Below are 15498 nucleotides of genomic sequence, written 5' to 3'. Positions count from 1 at the left end.
CCTCATACTTTTTTCGACGCCTTAATATTTACATCTCCGTCCCAAGAGGAATCTCGACAGAGGGGCGGCGGTATTGCTAGCCTCGCGGAAATTGAAACAATTCTGACCCACGCACCACTATGGCTAAAAAACCTGCTACCAAGAAGGCACCTGCTAAAAAGCCTGCCGCATCCAAAAAGCCGGTCGTGGCAAAAAAGAAGCCTGTACCGATGAAGAAAGCAGCCCCGGCCAAAAAGAAAGCAGAAGTGGTGAAACCCAAGGCCGCCGACAAGCCAGCGCCGGCAGCCCCCGTCAAAAAAGCGGAGCCCGCCCCCGTCTTCAAACCCGTCTTTGAAGCACCCGAACCGAAGCCCGCAGCCCCATCCCCCGCACCCGCTTCCAAGCTGGTCATGAAATCAGGCGCAGGCGGTGCCGTGGCCCTGACCATCGCCGCCCAGGCCTCCGCCGGTGCCGCCGCCAATGGCAACTCCCATCCCGCCAACATCCTCGTCCTCGTCAGCAGCAGCGGCTGGCCCGTTACCGATCTCACCAAAGATCACTTCACCCTGATGGAGTACTTCGAAGTCCCCGGCCAGCAGGCCCCCTTCAGCAACAACATCACCTCCTTCCGCAACGTCGGCACCGGCGCCTACCTCCTCCAGGTCAAGCCCATCAACGGCGCCCCCTGGCGCACCGGCCACCACCTCGCCCAAATCCTCGTCTCCTCCGCCGACGACCGCCAGGGCCAGGGCGCCGTTAAGTTGATCATCCGCTGACACCACCGGCTCCTAAAATCGTCCTCGTTCTCAATCACAGAGCAGAGTTTCAAGTTAGAGCGTTTAGGTGTTTTCGTGTCCGATAAATCGAGGGCAGCTAAAGCGGTTCTCCCTCTCCCCGCCCCTGTCAGACGACGACACCCAATCCTTTTCTTCGGGGAACCGGAGCGCAGCGGAGATAGACGAAGTCAAAGGGCCGGGGTGAGGGGATTAGCTTGGTGTCGGCACGAATAGTTTAAAAATGCTTCACCCCACCTCCGCCCCTGCGCCAGCCTCTCCGTTCGTAGTTCGGGCTTCAGCCCGTTCCGGGGTTCCTCCTGCTCCGCAGTAAAAAGGCCCCCGCACCTCCACGATTCCCCATCGACAGCCCCCACGCCTCCGCTAGCATGCGCCGCATGAACCGCCGCTCCTTCCTCGCGCAATCCCTCGCCGCCACAGCCGCCGCCTCCCTCTCCCAGGCCGCCACCGGCTCCAAACTCGCCCTCGGCCTCGATCACTTCGCTGTCCGCGCCACCGGCTGGAAAGCCGCGCAGTTCATCGACTACGCCGCCTCCTTGAAGCTCGACACCATGTTCATCTCCGAACTCCACGTGTTCGAGAACTTCGAAGAAGCCTACCTCAAAAGCCTCAAAGAACAGGCCGATCGCGCCGGACTGAAACTCTACGTCGGCACCGGCAGCGTCTGCAAAACCTCCAACACCTGGAAGGACATCTACGGCACGCCTGAGGAGCATCTCAGCCTCACCATCCGCATCGCCAAAACCCTCGGCTCCCCCGTCGCACGCTGCTACCTCGGCAATCAAAAAGACCGCAGCACCGACGGCGGCATCCAGAAGCACATCGAGGAAGTCGTCAAAACCATCAAAGCCTGCCAGTCCAAAGCCGAAGGCGAAGGCATCAAAATTGCCGTCGAAAATCACGCCGGCGACATGCAGTCCCACGAACTCAAAGCCCTCATTGAAGCCGCCGGCAAAGGCTATGTCGGCGCCAACATCGACCCCGGCAACGCCGTCTGGGCCCTCGAAGAACCCATGCTCCACCTCGAAGCCCTCGGCCCCCTCACCATCTGCAGCAGCGTGCGCGACAGCATGCTCTGGGAAGACGAAAACGGCGCCGTCGTCCAGTGGACCGCCGTCGGCGAAGGCCTCGTCGATTTCAAAGCCTACGCCAAACGCTTCGCCGAGCTCGCCCCCGGCGTCCCCCTCCAGGTCGAAACCATCTCCGGCTTCGCCCGCCCCTTCTCCTGGAAGAAAGACGAGTTCTGGAACATCTTCCCCAACCACCGCGACACCCCCATGTTCAAAGCCTGGCTCGACATGGCCAAACGCGGCAAAAAAATCGACACCTTCAAAGCCCCCGACGGCCCCGCCAAAAAAGACGCCGAAATCGCCTACCAAAAAGGCGAAGCCGAACGCAGCTTCACCTGGCTCCGCGCCAATGCGTAGCAGCACTATTTGGAGTGCGGTCGCGAAGCGAGGAACGAGCGCAGCTACCGCTTTCCGCAGGCCCCTCAGCTTCGTTGCCGTCACAACCCGTCCAACACACCACGCTTCCTGACCCGGCGCAGAAGGAACACCGTCAAGGCTCCAACTACTTTAATACCAGAACGTGGTATATCTGCTTGCCTGGACAGCCGCGCCCCATCATCAGCCCCATAGGCCCTGTCCGACCAATTTTCCGGAAGCCCTCACCAGCCCCCGTTAGCTCCCCCGTCCTCTTTGCCAGCTACGTCCGCAGTCTAAGCCCCGTCTCCCCATGCTCCGCCGTCAGCTTCCCCTCTCGCGGCGCAAATGCGGCACATCTTTTACGCTGGCGCCCCACGTTGACTGCTTTAACCTCCATCATCCAATGACCGCCCGACGCAATGAACACACCTCATCTCCGTTGACCCGGATGGTGAATGTGTTGTTGCTGCTTGGCTGGCTGCTGTCGTCGAATGGAGTTGTCCCAGCTTTAACCCTCCTTGCCGCAAACTTGGATCGCTGCCACCACGTGAAAGTCGGCAACTCCTCCGAAGGCAAGGTGCGGGTCGTGCTTTCCCATGAGGGCATGGATGCGTCGCAGGCAGTACATGTACACAGCCGCCTGACCACGCTGATGATGGTCTTTGCTCAAGCAGCCACTTCTCAGCAGTCCGACCACATACTCGCCTTCCAGTCGATCGAAGATCTCGGCCGTCCCACAGAGCGCGACATGCTCTCAGCGGTCACGAGCATCCCCGCGCCAGCCTTGCAGTACCTTCGGGTAAATCAGCCCGCCGCACCAAGGCGCGAACGTAGGGTTCCCCGTGAACAGGCCCCAGTGTGGTCTCCGGGCGTACAGCTCAAAGCGGGCAAGACCCTGCTGCAGTGTTGAAGACAGGGCGCTGACCCTTTCTTCCCGCGATGCCACCCGCCTGCGGTGGATCGCGCCCCGGCCATGCCTCTCGGCCGCCAGGCTTCATCTTCCCCTGCACACCTCCGCCCTTGCCCGCCTCTCAAACAGCCCCTCCGCCACCTTCCGCACACCCTCAAACCATCATCCTCATGAAACACCTTTCTCTCGCATTCCTCATCCTTTTCGCCGCATCGCATTTCCCCATCACCGCCTCCGCCATTCAGCCAAGCGGCACCACCATGACAGGCACTGTCACCAGCGTCGATCACTCCACTCGCTCAATCACTTTCGAGCAGAGCGACGGGAAGCAAATTCGCCACTTCGTCTACGCCCACCAGGCAAGATTCTGGCACGGCGCCCCCGACGCCTCCCCTCAGGCTCTGCGCGCTGGAATGCACGTCCAAATCGATCTTCACGACCCCATTTTTGGCCCTGATTTTGTGAGACACATCATCCTCATCGAATCCGCCCCCTACGCCACGGATCAGGGAAACAAATAGCCGCGATAGGTAGTCGCCCTCTCTCCCTCCATCACATCTCCGGCAGTACGACAGACACTCCTGTCTGTCGGCCAGCGCCCCCGCAATCCCCCTTCGCCCCCGCAATCCCACCGCAGTCCGCCCATACCCCACACAATCGAACCCGCGTCTGCATACACCTCGCATGCAGCAGAGTTGGTAGGGCCCCGCTGCGTCGGGGCCGAAGTTTCGGGTCTTCAGCGTCGCGGGCGCTCAAAAAGGTTCGCCGTCCACACAATGCCGAAAGCCAGAAGCGGCGCTCGATGGCTCTCAGGCGCATTTCACCCCACATCTTCCCCTCCACCACACCTCCGGCAGTACGACAGACACTCCTGTCTGTCGACCAGTTCCCCCGCAATCCCCCCTCGCCCCCTCGCCCCCTCGCCCCCGCCCTCTTCCCCTTCACCGCATTCCCCAGCTCCACCAACCGCGCGCTAAACAGCCCCGGCTTCGCCTTCTGCATCACCCCAAAAACCCTCACCACCTCCGCCGCACCCGCCTGCGGCAGATCCGCAGCCTCCTTGCCCGGCTTCTTCAGCGACTCCGCCACCGCCCCCACAATGAAAGCCCGCAGCAGCTCCAGCGAAGCCCCCGGCTGCTCCTTCTCCAAATCCTCCCCCAGAGTGCTGATCGTCTCATCAATCGTCAGCGCGATCAGCGGCGTCGCTTCCGCATAGGCAAGGATCCCACCCGCCAGATCATGCCCCGCCTTGGAAAGCGGATCACGCCGGTACGTCTCAATCTGCGCCGCCACCTGCCCGCGCAGGCCCGGGTCCAGCACACAACGCCGCGCCCCATTCACAAAGTCCATCACCCGCTGCTCCACCTTCTCCTGCTCCTTCGCATCACCATCCGCCGGATACGTCACGCGCACCTTCACCAGAAAATCCTTCAGCATCATCAGCCCCAGAAAACTGCCCACCGCCGTCTCATTGTTCCCCGCATCATCCCGCTCCAGGATCGTGTAGTTCATCCGCAGAGATAGCAAACCACTCACACACGCAGTCTCAGGAATCAGGTCAAACGGCTGGTACTCAGCCTCCCCGATCTTCAGCTTCAGGTAGTGCCCCCGCCGCTGCATCTCCTCCACCTCCCACAGCGCACTCCCCGCACTCTCACGCAGCGCCTGCTTAATCTCCGCCGCCGTCGCCGCCGGTTTCGGAGAAGGGTACACATACACATCCCCGCGCATCCGTGCCTGGCGGTCCGAATACCGCACCGAATATCCCAGCGCCGCCGTCTCATACCGAAACACCTGCTCCGCCGTCAACTTCGCCAGTTCACCCGGCAGCCGCAACCCCGTGTCCCCATGCTCCCACGGCAGATTCGCCACCGGCGGCGGCAGCACCTCCCCCTCGCCAGCAAAAGCAGCCAACACGTTCACCCAAATGAAAAAGGCAGCAGCCCAAACAGCGGTTTTCATCCCTCCACAGTCCCCAAATCAATCCCGATCGCAACAGCACGCTTGCGAAATGCTTCATTGCCTGCAAACATGCCTGCTCACCAGCGCGTGGATAGCTCAGTGGTAGAGCGGCTCGTTTACACCCTTATGCTTCCTGGAGGTCAGACTGATAAGCTCGGAAACCGATACGAAAGTTGGTGGACGGTCCATCAACTCGTTCGCATGATTCTCGGGGAAGCGTTGTCGATCCGAATCGAGGACCCTGGAGTTGAGAAGGCTGAATTCGTTCTTCAAACAACGCACGGCGAGGAACTTCACCAAGCCAAGAGATCTCACCATGACGGCAAATGGTCGCTTTCAGAGTTGGGCAATTCACAGAACCAGCTGCTGCAGGCCATTCACCGCCAACTTGTCGGCAATCAGCGCAAGTTTGTCTTTGTGTCAGGCAGTGACGCACCTGAACTTCGCGAGCTAGCAGATCGGTCAAGGGACGCAGCTTCTTTTGAGGAATTTAGCTCCCTGTTCCTTAACGCAAATGTTCAGCGCACCGCATTCGATAAGCTCCTCCGAATATGGAATGAGAAAGACGAACCCAGAGCGCATGATGTACTAAAAAGAATTCATGTTCGAACCAGCGATGAACAGGTTTTGATTCAATTAGTGTCCTCACAGCTACGCGCAGTATTTTTCACTTCGGTCACTGATATTGTCGCTGAACTGAGAGTTATTACAGCAGACCGAGTGGCCGAGGTGCTTAGCAGAGAGCAATTATTGACAAATCTGGCAGTCAAAGGCTTCAAGCTCCGAACGATCACTGCCGGGCAATCGGCATTGCCAGCAATTGAAACGATCACCACGACTTACCTGACGGGCCTTAGACGTCACCTAATTGGGCAAAAACTCGTGGCACGAAAAGCAGCTGCAGATCTCTTGATCCGAATTACATCCAACGTTCATGGTTCAGATACAGTGCTGACCGGGAAAGCTGGCACAGGCAAAAGCGCCTGCATTTTACAGTTTGTGGAGTTGCTCCAGAATAATAGTTTTCCTGTTCTTGCGATCCGATTGGATCGTCTGGATCCTGTTGCTAATGGTTACGATATTGGTCGCCAGTTAGGTTTGGAGGAATCTCCAGTCCATGTTTTAGCGTCTATTGCAGAGGGGAAGCCTGCGGTTTTAGTCATTGATCAGCTCGATGCTGTATCTACCGCATCAGGGCGTAATGCGGACTTCCTCGATGCTGTGGAGTGCCTCGTCGATGAAGTGCGTGGCTTACGATGCCGTTATCAGATCCATTTGGTGCTGGTGTGTCGGCAATTCGACTGGGAGAACGATCACCGTTTGCGCAAACTCATATCTGAGACAGACCCAAAAATCTCTCTCGGTGATTTCGACAAAATGGAGGTAGAATCCATCCTGCAAACGGCAGGCTTTAGCTCGAAGCAGTTGACCACAAAACAATGGGAACTTCTACAGACTCCGCAAAATCTGGCGCTGTTTGTCCAATGCCCTGCTGCTTGGGATAAGTTAGGTGGCTTTGGATCAACCAAGGATTTGTTTGATGCTTACTGGACAAACAAACGAGAGGCAGTGAATCAAAGAGCCGCACCCGACCCCGATGCCTGGTCACAAATCACCGATCTTCTCGCGGGTCGAATGACCGCGACACAACAATTGTCGGTTCCTCGTGAGTTTTTAGATTCTGTCTCACCCACCTACTTGAATCAGATGGTTTCCGAGGGGGTCCTGTCCTTCGATGGTCTCCGCTACGGCTTCGGTCACGAGAGCTTTTTCGACTACTGTTTTGCCCGTCGTTTTATCAGGGCAGGTGCCGCATTGACTGCAACGCTCATCGCTTCAGAGCAGCATTTGTTTCGCCGTGCACAGGTCAGGCAGGTTTTAGCCTATCTTCGAGATGCCGACATGGAGCGTTACTGCCGGGAATTTGACTCGCTACTGCGCAGTGGGGTGGTTCGCACGCATATCAAAGACCTAGCTTTGTCTTTACTGGCCAATGTGGTCGAAGTGCATCCTGATGAATGGTCCATGTTGGAACCATGGATTCAGGAACACATGGGTAAAATTGCTGACTCTGGCAGAAATTCGGAAAAATTGTCTCTGCTTGTCTGGCGGCACTTCTTTGTTTCACAAGCGTGGTTTCTTGCAACTAACGCCCGCAAGCTCACAGAAGAATGGCTTAAAACGTCCAATGATCTGACAAACAATGTAGCAATTCAATACCTGAGGTTTCATCAGCGTCAAAACGGTGACAAGGTTGCCCTCTTGTTGGGGCCTTATGCAGACACGGACGGAGAATGGCCACAACGACTACGTTTTTGCATGGAGTGGGTCGACCATGAAAACAGCCGTCGTTTCTTCGATCTCTTTCTGCGTCTAATCGACAATGGAGTCTTGGACGAAGCGCGTGATCGCTTTGCTACGAACGGCACCTTTTGGAGCATGCTCTATGGTCTTTGCACGAACAAGCCCGAGTGGACACCGGAGGTCCTTTCTCACTGGCTGCGTCGTCGCCTGAAACTTCTTCAGGATCGCAAGGATGATAACGGTCAGATTCCTTGGAATGAGTTATTTGGGCACGATGATTTTGGTTCCAAACATATCGGTGACGCGGCCAAGCTCCATCCTGGCATCTTTGTGCGGGAGTTTCTTCCTGTGGCGATTGATCTTTCAGAAGCCTCCGCAAAGGAAACCGGCGACCCTCCTCGGTATGATCGCGTATGGCACCACATCTATCCCACAGAACATTTTTCCATGGACCAAGCCTGTCAGGTGGCTCTCCGTGAAGCCTTGGGTGCACTTGCAGCAAAAAAATCCCCAGAAGTTGAAGTCAATATTGAAGACCTTGTTGTGCGAACAACACATTTTTCAAATGTGTTGTTGTTAGGCATTTTTACTGATGGAGCTGTTCATTATGCGAGCAGGGCTGTTTCTTGCGTTTGCACTCAGCCTTGGCGGCTTCATTGCGGCTATAGTGACAGTTCATATTGGATTGCCCGTGAAATGGTTTCTGCCATTGCGCCATTCTGTACCTCGCACGACTTGATCGCTCTGGAGTCTGCCATTCTCAATTACATACCACATTGGGAAAAATCTGAGTCGGGACACCGCTGGATTGGAAGAGCCGCTCATACCATTCTAACAGGATTACCTCAGAATTTGAGAAGCCCTGCTGGAAACAAGCGATTCGCTGAACTAACTCGCAAGTTCGGTGCTTCTGTAGAAAAGCCGAGAGGAATTGTTTTCGGAGCTGTGAGATCTCCGATTAAAAAAGAGGCCGCGGATCGAATGAACGATGATCAGTGGCTACGAGCGATTGCCAAGTATGATACAGAAGAAAGAAAAGATAGATTTCGTGACTTTCTCAAAGGCGGAGCGTGGCAACTAGCCCGCTCACTTGAAGATCATACCAAGGCAGATCCAGAACGATTTGCAAGACTGGCAATGCGCTTTCCGACATCCACTAATTCGTGTTATCTGGACAGAGTGTTGGCAGGAATCAGAACATCGGCATGCCCTACATCCTTGAAATTAGATCTCTGTCGCAAGGCTTTCACGGAAAATCGGATTACCTGTGGTAAAGCCATTGTTGATCTGCTGGGTGACATTGTGGAACCGCTGGACGACGAATTCGTGAAAATGCTGCATTGGATGGCCACTGATCATCCTGATCCTGAGGAGGAATCGTGGTTGGCGGATGCAGGTGGAGGCGTGCCATACTACGGTGGGGACATTTTAATGGCCGGTATCAACACAGTTCGTGGGAGAGCCGCCGAGGCGATTGCCAGCCTGATCTGGCATCATTCCGATTACTTGGAACGATTCTCCGCCACACTGAAAATGCTGGCGCAAGACAACAGCCTGTCTGTCCGTGCATGTGTCGCAAAGGCAGTATTGGCTGCGGCAAATCACGATGAAGAGTTTGCGCTTCAATTGTTCATTAGTTTAAGCGATCACAATCCTCAATTTCTCTCCACCGCTTATGCGGATCAATTTATTTACCAAGGAATCAAAGATTACTTTCCAATACTCAAATCTCAAGTTGAAGCATTGCTGCACTCGGAATTACCTAAAGCAGCCGAAGCGGGAGGACGATTTGCAAGTCTTGCTGCGCTATGGGGACATCCAGTGAACGACTTGATCAAAAAAGCACTCGATGGAACTACCGCACATCGGCTTGGGATTGCCAAAGTTGTTGCAAGCAATTTTACCCATGACGACTGTCGCTCATGGTGCGAGCCTCTGCTCAAGCGATTTTTCAATGATGATGACCCAAATGTGCGTAGATCTGCTGCACATTGCTTCAGTTACCTCAAGGATGGGCCTGTCACTCCTTACGAAGAGCTGATCCAGGCATTCTGTGACAGCAAAGCTTATCAGGAAGACTCATTCTGGATTCTGCATGTGCTGGATGAGTCGAAATATAGGCTTCCGGCAGTGACCTGGAACGTCTGTCAGAAGTTTCTGGCACGTTTTAGCGAGAAAGCGCGAGATATAAGCACTGGCCGCTCGGGCGACTCTAGCACCATGAGCAAATTGGTTTTCCGCGTATACCAACAGTACCAAAGAACCGATTGGGGTGTGAAATGCCTTGATCTGATCGACACCATGATTCTCGAAGGAGTATATGGTGCACAGACCGGCATGAGCGAGTTTGAAAGATAAACGTTGATCCCATCCAGTCGCCTTTTAACGATCCCCCTGCGGGTGTGCCGAGGGATACGAGCATGCCAAAGCAGGATCAACAGGATTTGACAGCGCCAATTTTTCGCCATACACAGCTCTGGATAAGCAGCACCGCGTGGATAGCTCAGTGGTAGAGCGGCTCGTTTACACCGAGTTGGTCGGGGGTTCGAATCCCTCTCCGCGCACCATCTTCCGCCTCAACGAGGCCCAGACAGAAGAAACCGCATCAGACGGGATGCCCATCATAAGCAACACACGGTGATTCATGCACATCTCCTGAGCCCCCAGCTTTGAACCGCAAGGCTTGACCACCCCACAGATCATTTCTGAAAAATCTCTGCGTCGTTCCCATCTCTGCGGTGCGTCAACTCAGGACTCCCCTCAGAATCCATTCCTTTGCCCGCCATTCCTTTGCCGAAACAAAAACCGTCCAAACCTTCCCATCCCTCTCACTTCATCTGCGGCGTCAAATCAGGACATCCTTACAGCGGATAAGGCACCTCTAAAGATCCAGCCTCTGAAATGATTCTACCCCCAATTATTTTACCACAATTCTGTCCTTCGGTGCCCCACCGAGTGCTCTCCCAAGACCGGTTCATTCGTCATTCCCGCTTCACTCGCATCCACTTCCGCGCTTCCATCCCGCTCGCCAGTTCCTTCACCCGCACTTCCCACGTGCCCGGGTCTTCATTCGGCGCCAGGTCCAGTTTGATTTCCACGATGCCATTCTCAGCGGCATAAAACCCGCTCCCTTCCGCAGCTTTCCCGCTCGCATCACGAACATCCACACGCACCGGAATCACCGCCTTGGTCGGTGCCTCCTGCGTGGTGGTGATGCTGACCGCAATCTTCGCGCTGTTGCCCACCACCGCGTTCTCCGGCACCTCCAGCTTCAAACCCAGCAGCGGCTTCGGCAGCACCATGAAGATGCGCCCGTCACAGGGCCCCAGATCGACCGGCCAGCTCATCAAGCCATCGGCCCCACGCTTCGGCACGATGAACTGCGTGCCCGTCAGTTCATACACATTCGCCGATTCCACCTTCAAGCTCACCACCCCGCTCGATGGCACCCCGTTCTCCATCACCAGCCCATGCTGGCCCACGTAGTTGCCGAACTCGCGTTTGTCGTTCACCACAAACACATAGGTCGCATCCCCAAACTTCCGCGTGCGCACAATAATCTCCGGATTGTCGCACATCGCTTTCTGCGGCAGCGCAAAGCCCCCCACGGTCTTCGCCATTTCCAGCACCTTCGCCTTGTCCTCATCCGCCTTCTTCACCCGCTTGAAACTCGGCAATAGGAAATCCGCCTTCAGCGCCGGACACAGAAACTCATCCGCCACAATCTTGCCACCCTTCTTCTGCCAGTCCTGAATCCGCGTCACCACGCCCTTCGTCAGCACATCGCAATAAGGCATGATGAGCACCTTGCGACCACTGAGCCCACTCTTGAGCAGCGTCTCCTCATACAGGATGTCCGTCTGCACATGCGCATGCTGCAGCGCCAGCCACACATCCGCCGCCCAGTCCGTGTTGTTCCCGTAGCTGCCGCGATGCGCAAACATCTGCGACGTAAAACTCTCCAAAAACGCCACCTCACTCCGCTCATCCGGAATCGCCATCAGCGACGGCCCCAGCGGCTCAATCACATCATGCACCAATTGCTTGAGTACCGGCGCCGTGTTTGAATTCGTAAAGCGATACCCCCCCGGACTGTCCGTGGATACCAGCGACTGCCACCCGTGATACATGATGCCCTGAATCGGCCGCGCGATCTTCGTCCACAGCGCCTCCTTCAAATGCATCGGCGCAATGGTGATATACGCCGCCTCCGGATCATGATCCTGCCACGCCACCACATCCCCCGGTGCTTTGCTTCCAATCGGCGCCGTCTGCGACCGATACCAGATCAACTGCGTCATCTTCATCACCCGTTGGTTCCTTCCCGTCGCCGCACTCATCGCAAACAACTGATCCGCACACATCCCGATCTTCAGCGGATCAGGATAAGTATAAGTCCAGTGCGAGATCACATCCACACCACCACCCGCCCCACCGATGCTCGGCTGCCGCACCGCCGGATCAAAGAACGTCCACACCCGGCTGCTCTTCACCCCCTTGTGCAGCGCCGTATGCAGTCCATTCCACCCATCCCCAACCGTCCAGAACCAGCGCAGGTATTTCAAAACAGCATGATCATCCGCGATCACACGATCCACCGGAAAGTCCTTCATCTTCGTCCAGTCCACCCCCCACTTCGCCGACACCTCCGCAGGAATCTCCGCACCCGCAAACTTCCGATACCCCTCCACATCCACCGAATTAAAACTCACCTGCGTGTTGTCCCTCACCTCCGAATCAATCAACGCCGTCGTGAACGCCGGATGATCCCCATAAGCCTTCGCCACACTCATCCCCACCACTTGAAAAAAGGAAGCAAAGTCCGGCAACGACGCACAGATGTCCTGCCGCGCATAAGCCTTCCCATCACGCCCCACCCGCAGATTCTTCTCCTCCTTCTCCAGCGCCGCAGCCGGCGACAAACTCGCAATGACCTCCAGCCCATTCGCCAGCGCCTGATCAAGCATCGCCCGGTTCTTCGCGATCACCTCCGGCTTCGCCGGCGGCACGATCTTCTTCTGGTGCCACATCTCACTGTAGTCCGCGCCCAGTCCAATAAAGTGCGTGAAGCCAAGATCCTTCACCCGCTCCATCTCCTCACCACTGCCCCCCCACATGATCACCGGCATCCGCTCCGGCACTCGCGCCACGATTTTCAAAGCCGTCGATTGTTCAGTCGCATAATCACCCGTCTCAAACCGCGCCCGCAATTCATAGTCATCCACCTTGAGCGCCGTGTTGAACAAATATTTGGCCGTAAAACTCTTTCCCATTGCCAAATCCGACACAAGAAACTCCTCCGTTGTTCCACCCAGACTCACCTTGAGCCGCGCCGCCTTCAGCACCTCTCGTTGCAAATTGGTGCAAACAATCTCCACCGGCTTCGCCGTCTCCATGCGCCTCCACACACTGCGCCCTGCCACAATCTGCATCGAGATGCGTTCAAAACTCAGCACCCCCTCACAAACACGTACCTCGTCGATCAACCCCGGAAACCCGCCATAATTGCTCCCCAGCCGGTCCCCAATGCTCAACGGTTTCATTCCCTGCATCACATTGCCAAAACCTGCCAGCTTCGCGCCCCCCGCAGCCACGCCATTCCGATAAAATTTTCCATCGCCGACACCATCATACGTAAATGCCACATGCTGCCACACGTCCGTCTCCAGCTTGAACGGCAGCGAGTAAATCGTCTTCGACTCCGCCCCAAATCCAAGCGTTACCCACATTCGCCTCAATCCGCCCTTATCTGCATCACCAATCTGCCACTGGTAGTCCGTGTGATCGACATACTTCTTGTCCAGCAGGAAGCAGCGCAGCCTCGGCTCAAACGCCGCCTTCGGCTTGATCCACATCTCCAGCGTAAACGCCCCTTTGACAGGCTTCACCGCCACCACCGCCGCATGTCGTTGATCCTCAACCGGAAAACCCGGGAACGACTCCAAAGCCCCGCCAAACTTTCCTTTGGGATTCAAGACCGCCCCATGCAGCGTCACATCCTTGGACTCTTCATCAAATTTCCAAAATCCCAGCACATGAGGTCCCGTGGCGTCTTCTTTGGCATAACCAGTCTCCCAGGTTTCCTGCAGCGCAGAATGCGCAACCCATGGAAAGCAAAGTCCTAACAGGAGAAGAAAGCGAACGGATTGGAACATGGCTCACTCATACGCATCATGAGTGCACTTCAATTCACGCCTTCACCGCCCACCGCAGCTTTGCAGGGGCTGCACGTGGATTGTCACGGGTCTCCTGCGAAGTGGGACGAATCACTTCATCGTTGGTGGCGCTGAAAATACCACTGCGCAGTCCTTCACGGAAAAGATGCTTCACCCGGCGGTCCTCACCCGAGTGGAAGGTGAGAATGCAAACACGGGCACCACTGCGCAAACAGGTGGGCAATTGACGCAAAAAAGTGTCAAGCGCGGTAAATTCCTCGTTCACGGCAATGCGCAGGGCCTGGAAAACGCGGCGCACAGTGGCGTCACGGTCCTCCTCATTCACCCGGTGCGGCAGCGCACGGCGCACCCCTTCAGCCAGTGACCGCGTGGTGGCGTGATCCGTTTCAGCCAGAGCCTGCGCGATCAGTTTCGCGTGTGGCTCATCCGCATTGTCGCTGAGAATGGCAGTGAACTTTTCAGCGCTGAGTTTTTGCAGAAACTCGCGCGCAGAGACACCGCGTTGCGGATTCATGCGCATGTCGAGCGGGCCGTCGTGCTTGAAGCTGAACCCACGGGCGGGATTGTCGAACTGCATGGAGGAGCAGCCCAGATCGGCGAGCAGCACGTCCGCGCCATCGCTCCAGCCGACTTCGCCAAGAGCGCGGGGCAGCCCGGCGAAGTTCATGCGCTTCACGACAAGGGCCGATTCTTCGCAACCGCTGGCACGCAGGCGCGCCTCAGTGCGTACAATTTCCAAAGGGTCTTGATCGAGCGCGAGCAGGGTGCCACCCGGTTGCACGGCTTTGAGCAAAGCACCGGCATGACCGCCATAGCCCAGCGTGCAGTCCACCGCTCGTTCACCGGGCTGGGGGGCAAGGATGAGCATGATCTCGTTCAGCAAGATGGGCACATGCTGACCTGCAGGCGTTTTCCCGGAGGCGCGCACCTTTGCGATGGTCTCGGCATAGCGCTCAGGATTGAGCTCCTTGTACTTGTCTTCAAAACGTCGCGGATTCTTGCCAGAATAACGCGGGCGACGGCGATGCGGTGTTGGAACTTCGGCTTCGCTCACAGCTCGTTGTACTTGGCGTTCGATCCACGTGCCTTTGCCACGGGATAGCGTGTTTCATTGCGCTCGATCTTGTCGAGCATCGCCTGACCGAGATCCACGCCGAGATTGTGCGCGAGTTCAAAAAGCAGGATGGCCACATCGGCCATTTCGTCCTTCAGTTCCGGCATTTTGTCCTGAACCCTCTGCTCAATCTGCTCCGGCTGCTGCCAGACAAAGTGCTGCAGCAGCTCCCCCGCCTCCGCAGTGATGGCGATGGCTAGCTCTTTTGGGCTGTGAAACTGCATCCAGTCCCGGGCGTCGCGAAACGCACAGATGCGGGCGGTGATTTGTTCGATGCTCATGCAGCATGATGCAGGCACGCGCACGCAGGAGCAACCGGGAAGGCGACAAGATGCGCTCATTCAGTCGCAAGACGTGCTGGACACCGCGACGTAGATTGTAGATGCTCATCCATATGAATATTCACCGCCAACTCGCGCTCGTCGCCTGCCTCGCCGCCTGCACCACCCTTCAAGCCGCCGGAGATGCTCCGGTGGATTTTGTGACACAGATCAAACCAATCCTGGCTGATCGTTGCGTCGAGTGTCACAACTCGGAGACACTGCTGGGAGAGCTCAATTTGCAAACACGTGCACTAGCTTTCAAAAAACGCAAAGCCGGGCCGGTGATTGTGCCGAAGAATGCAGAAAAAAGCATGCTGTATCTCGTGCTGACCCTGCCACCGAAAGACGTAAAGGCCATGCCGGCCACCGGACATCGCATTCCAAAGGATGAAGTGAACCTCATTCGCCAATGGATCACCGAAGGCGCCAACTGGCCGGATGGCAAAGAAGGCGCCATGACGCCGGAGCATAAGAAATCCAAAAAGTAGCAGGTGGGCACGACAGACGGC

10 protein-coding genes and 1 tRNA gene are annotated in these 15498 nt (G+C 56.5%); 7 read left to right on the top strand and 4 right to left on the bottom strand.

The window, feature by feature from the left end; genetic code table 11:
- The first annotated feature begins 119 nt into the window (after positions 1 to 119).
- From AC24GY_RS07430 to AC24GY_RS07415, 4 genes are all read left to right on the top strand, one after another.
- A complete protein-coding gene (locus AC24GY_RS07430; protein ID WP_487681624.1) occupies positions 120 to 755 on the top strand; it encodes a hypothetical protein in 636 nt (211 codons plus the stop codon).
- A gap of 395 nt (positions 756 to 1150) precedes the next feature.
- Positions 1151 to 2200, top strand: coding sequence for a sugar phosphate isomerase/epimerase family protein (locus tag AC24GY_RS07425; RefSeq protein ID WP_487681622.1), 1050 nt, complete (start codon positions 1151 to 1153; stop codon positions 2198 to 2200).
- Between the two features lie 403 nt (positions 2201 to 2603).
- Positions 2604 to 3110, top strand: a complete 507-nt coding sequence (locus tag AC24GY_RS07420) for a hypothetical protein (protein ID WP_487681620.1) — start codon at positions 2604 to 2606, stop codon at positions 3108 to 3110.
- A gap of 170 nt (positions 3111 to 3280) precedes the next feature.
- A complete protein-coding gene (locus AC24GY_RS07415) occupies positions 3281 to 3631 on the top strand; it encodes a hypothetical protein (RefSeq protein ID WP_487681618.1) in 351 nt (116 codons plus the stop codon).
- Between the two features lie 31 nt (positions 3632 to 3662).
- Here AC24GY_RS07415 and AC24GY_RS07410 read toward each other — a convergent pair whose 3' ends face one another.
- The gene (locus tag AC24GY_RS07410; RefSeq protein ID WP_487681616.1) at positions 3663 to 5072 is read right to left on the bottom strand and encodes a hypothetical protein; all 1410 of its coding nucleotides are present in this window, start codon (positions 5070 to 5072) and stop codon (positions 3663 to 3665) included.
- Positions 5073 to 5273: 201 nt separating this feature from the next.
- Between AC24GY_RS07410 and AC24GY_RS07405 the strand changes: the two genes are divergently transcribed.
- Both AC24GY_RS07405 and AC24GY_RS07400 read left to right on the top strand, forming a co-directional pair.
- Positions 5274 to 9734, top strand: a complete 4461-nt coding sequence (locus tag AC24GY_RS07405; protein WP_487681614.1) for an NACHT domain-containing protein — start codon at positions 5274 to 5276, stop codon at positions 9732 to 9734.
- 134 nt (positions 9735 to 9868) lie between these two features.
- Positions 9869 to 9943: transfer RNA gene (locus AC24GY_RS07400), tRNA-Val, on the top strand.
- Between the two features lie 414 nt (positions 9944 to 10357).
- Here AC24GY_RS07400 and AC24GY_RS07395 read toward each other — a convergent pair.
- Genes AC24GY_RS07395 through AC24GY_RS07385 form a run of 3 tightly spaced genes read right to left on the bottom strand, consistent with a single transcriptional unit; the run spans position 10358 to position 14947 of the window.
- Positions 10358 to 13531, bottom strand: coding sequence for a LamG domain-containing protein (locus AC24GY_RS07395; RefSeq protein WP_487681612.1), 3174 nt, complete (start codon positions 13529 to 13531; stop codon positions 10358 to 10360).
- A 34-nt stretch (positions 13532 to 13565) separates the two neighbouring features.
- A complete protein-coding gene (gene rsmH / locus AC24GY_RS07390; protein WP_487681610.1) occupies positions 13566 to 14606 on the bottom strand; it encodes a 16S rRNA (cytosine(1402)-N(4))-methyltransferase RsmH in 1041 nt (346 codons plus the stop codon).
- Complete coding sequence (locus AC24GY_RS07385; RefSeq protein WP_487681608.1) at positions 14603 to 14947, bottom strand: nucleotide pyrophosphohydrolase; 345 nt, start codon at positions 14945 to 14947, stop codon at positions 14603 to 14605. Before AC24GY_RS07385 ends, rsmH begins: the two co-directional genes overlap by 4 nt.
- A gap of 113 nt (positions 14948 to 15060) precedes the next feature.
- Between AC24GY_RS07385 and AC24GY_RS07380 the strand changes: the two genes are divergently transcribed.
- Positions 15061 to 15477, top strand: coding sequence for a c-type cytochrome domain-containing protein (locus tag AC24GY_RS07380; RefSeq protein ID WP_487681606.1), 417 nt, complete (start codon positions 15061 to 15063; stop codon positions 15475 to 15477).
- Positions 15478 to 15498 lie beyond the last annotated feature (21 nt).

This window comes from Prosthecobacter sp. Pr1, assembly GCF_057652315.1.
The sequence above is the reverse complement of the archived record's forward strand: the minus strand, read 5'-3'. Positions and strand labels throughout refer to the sequence as shown.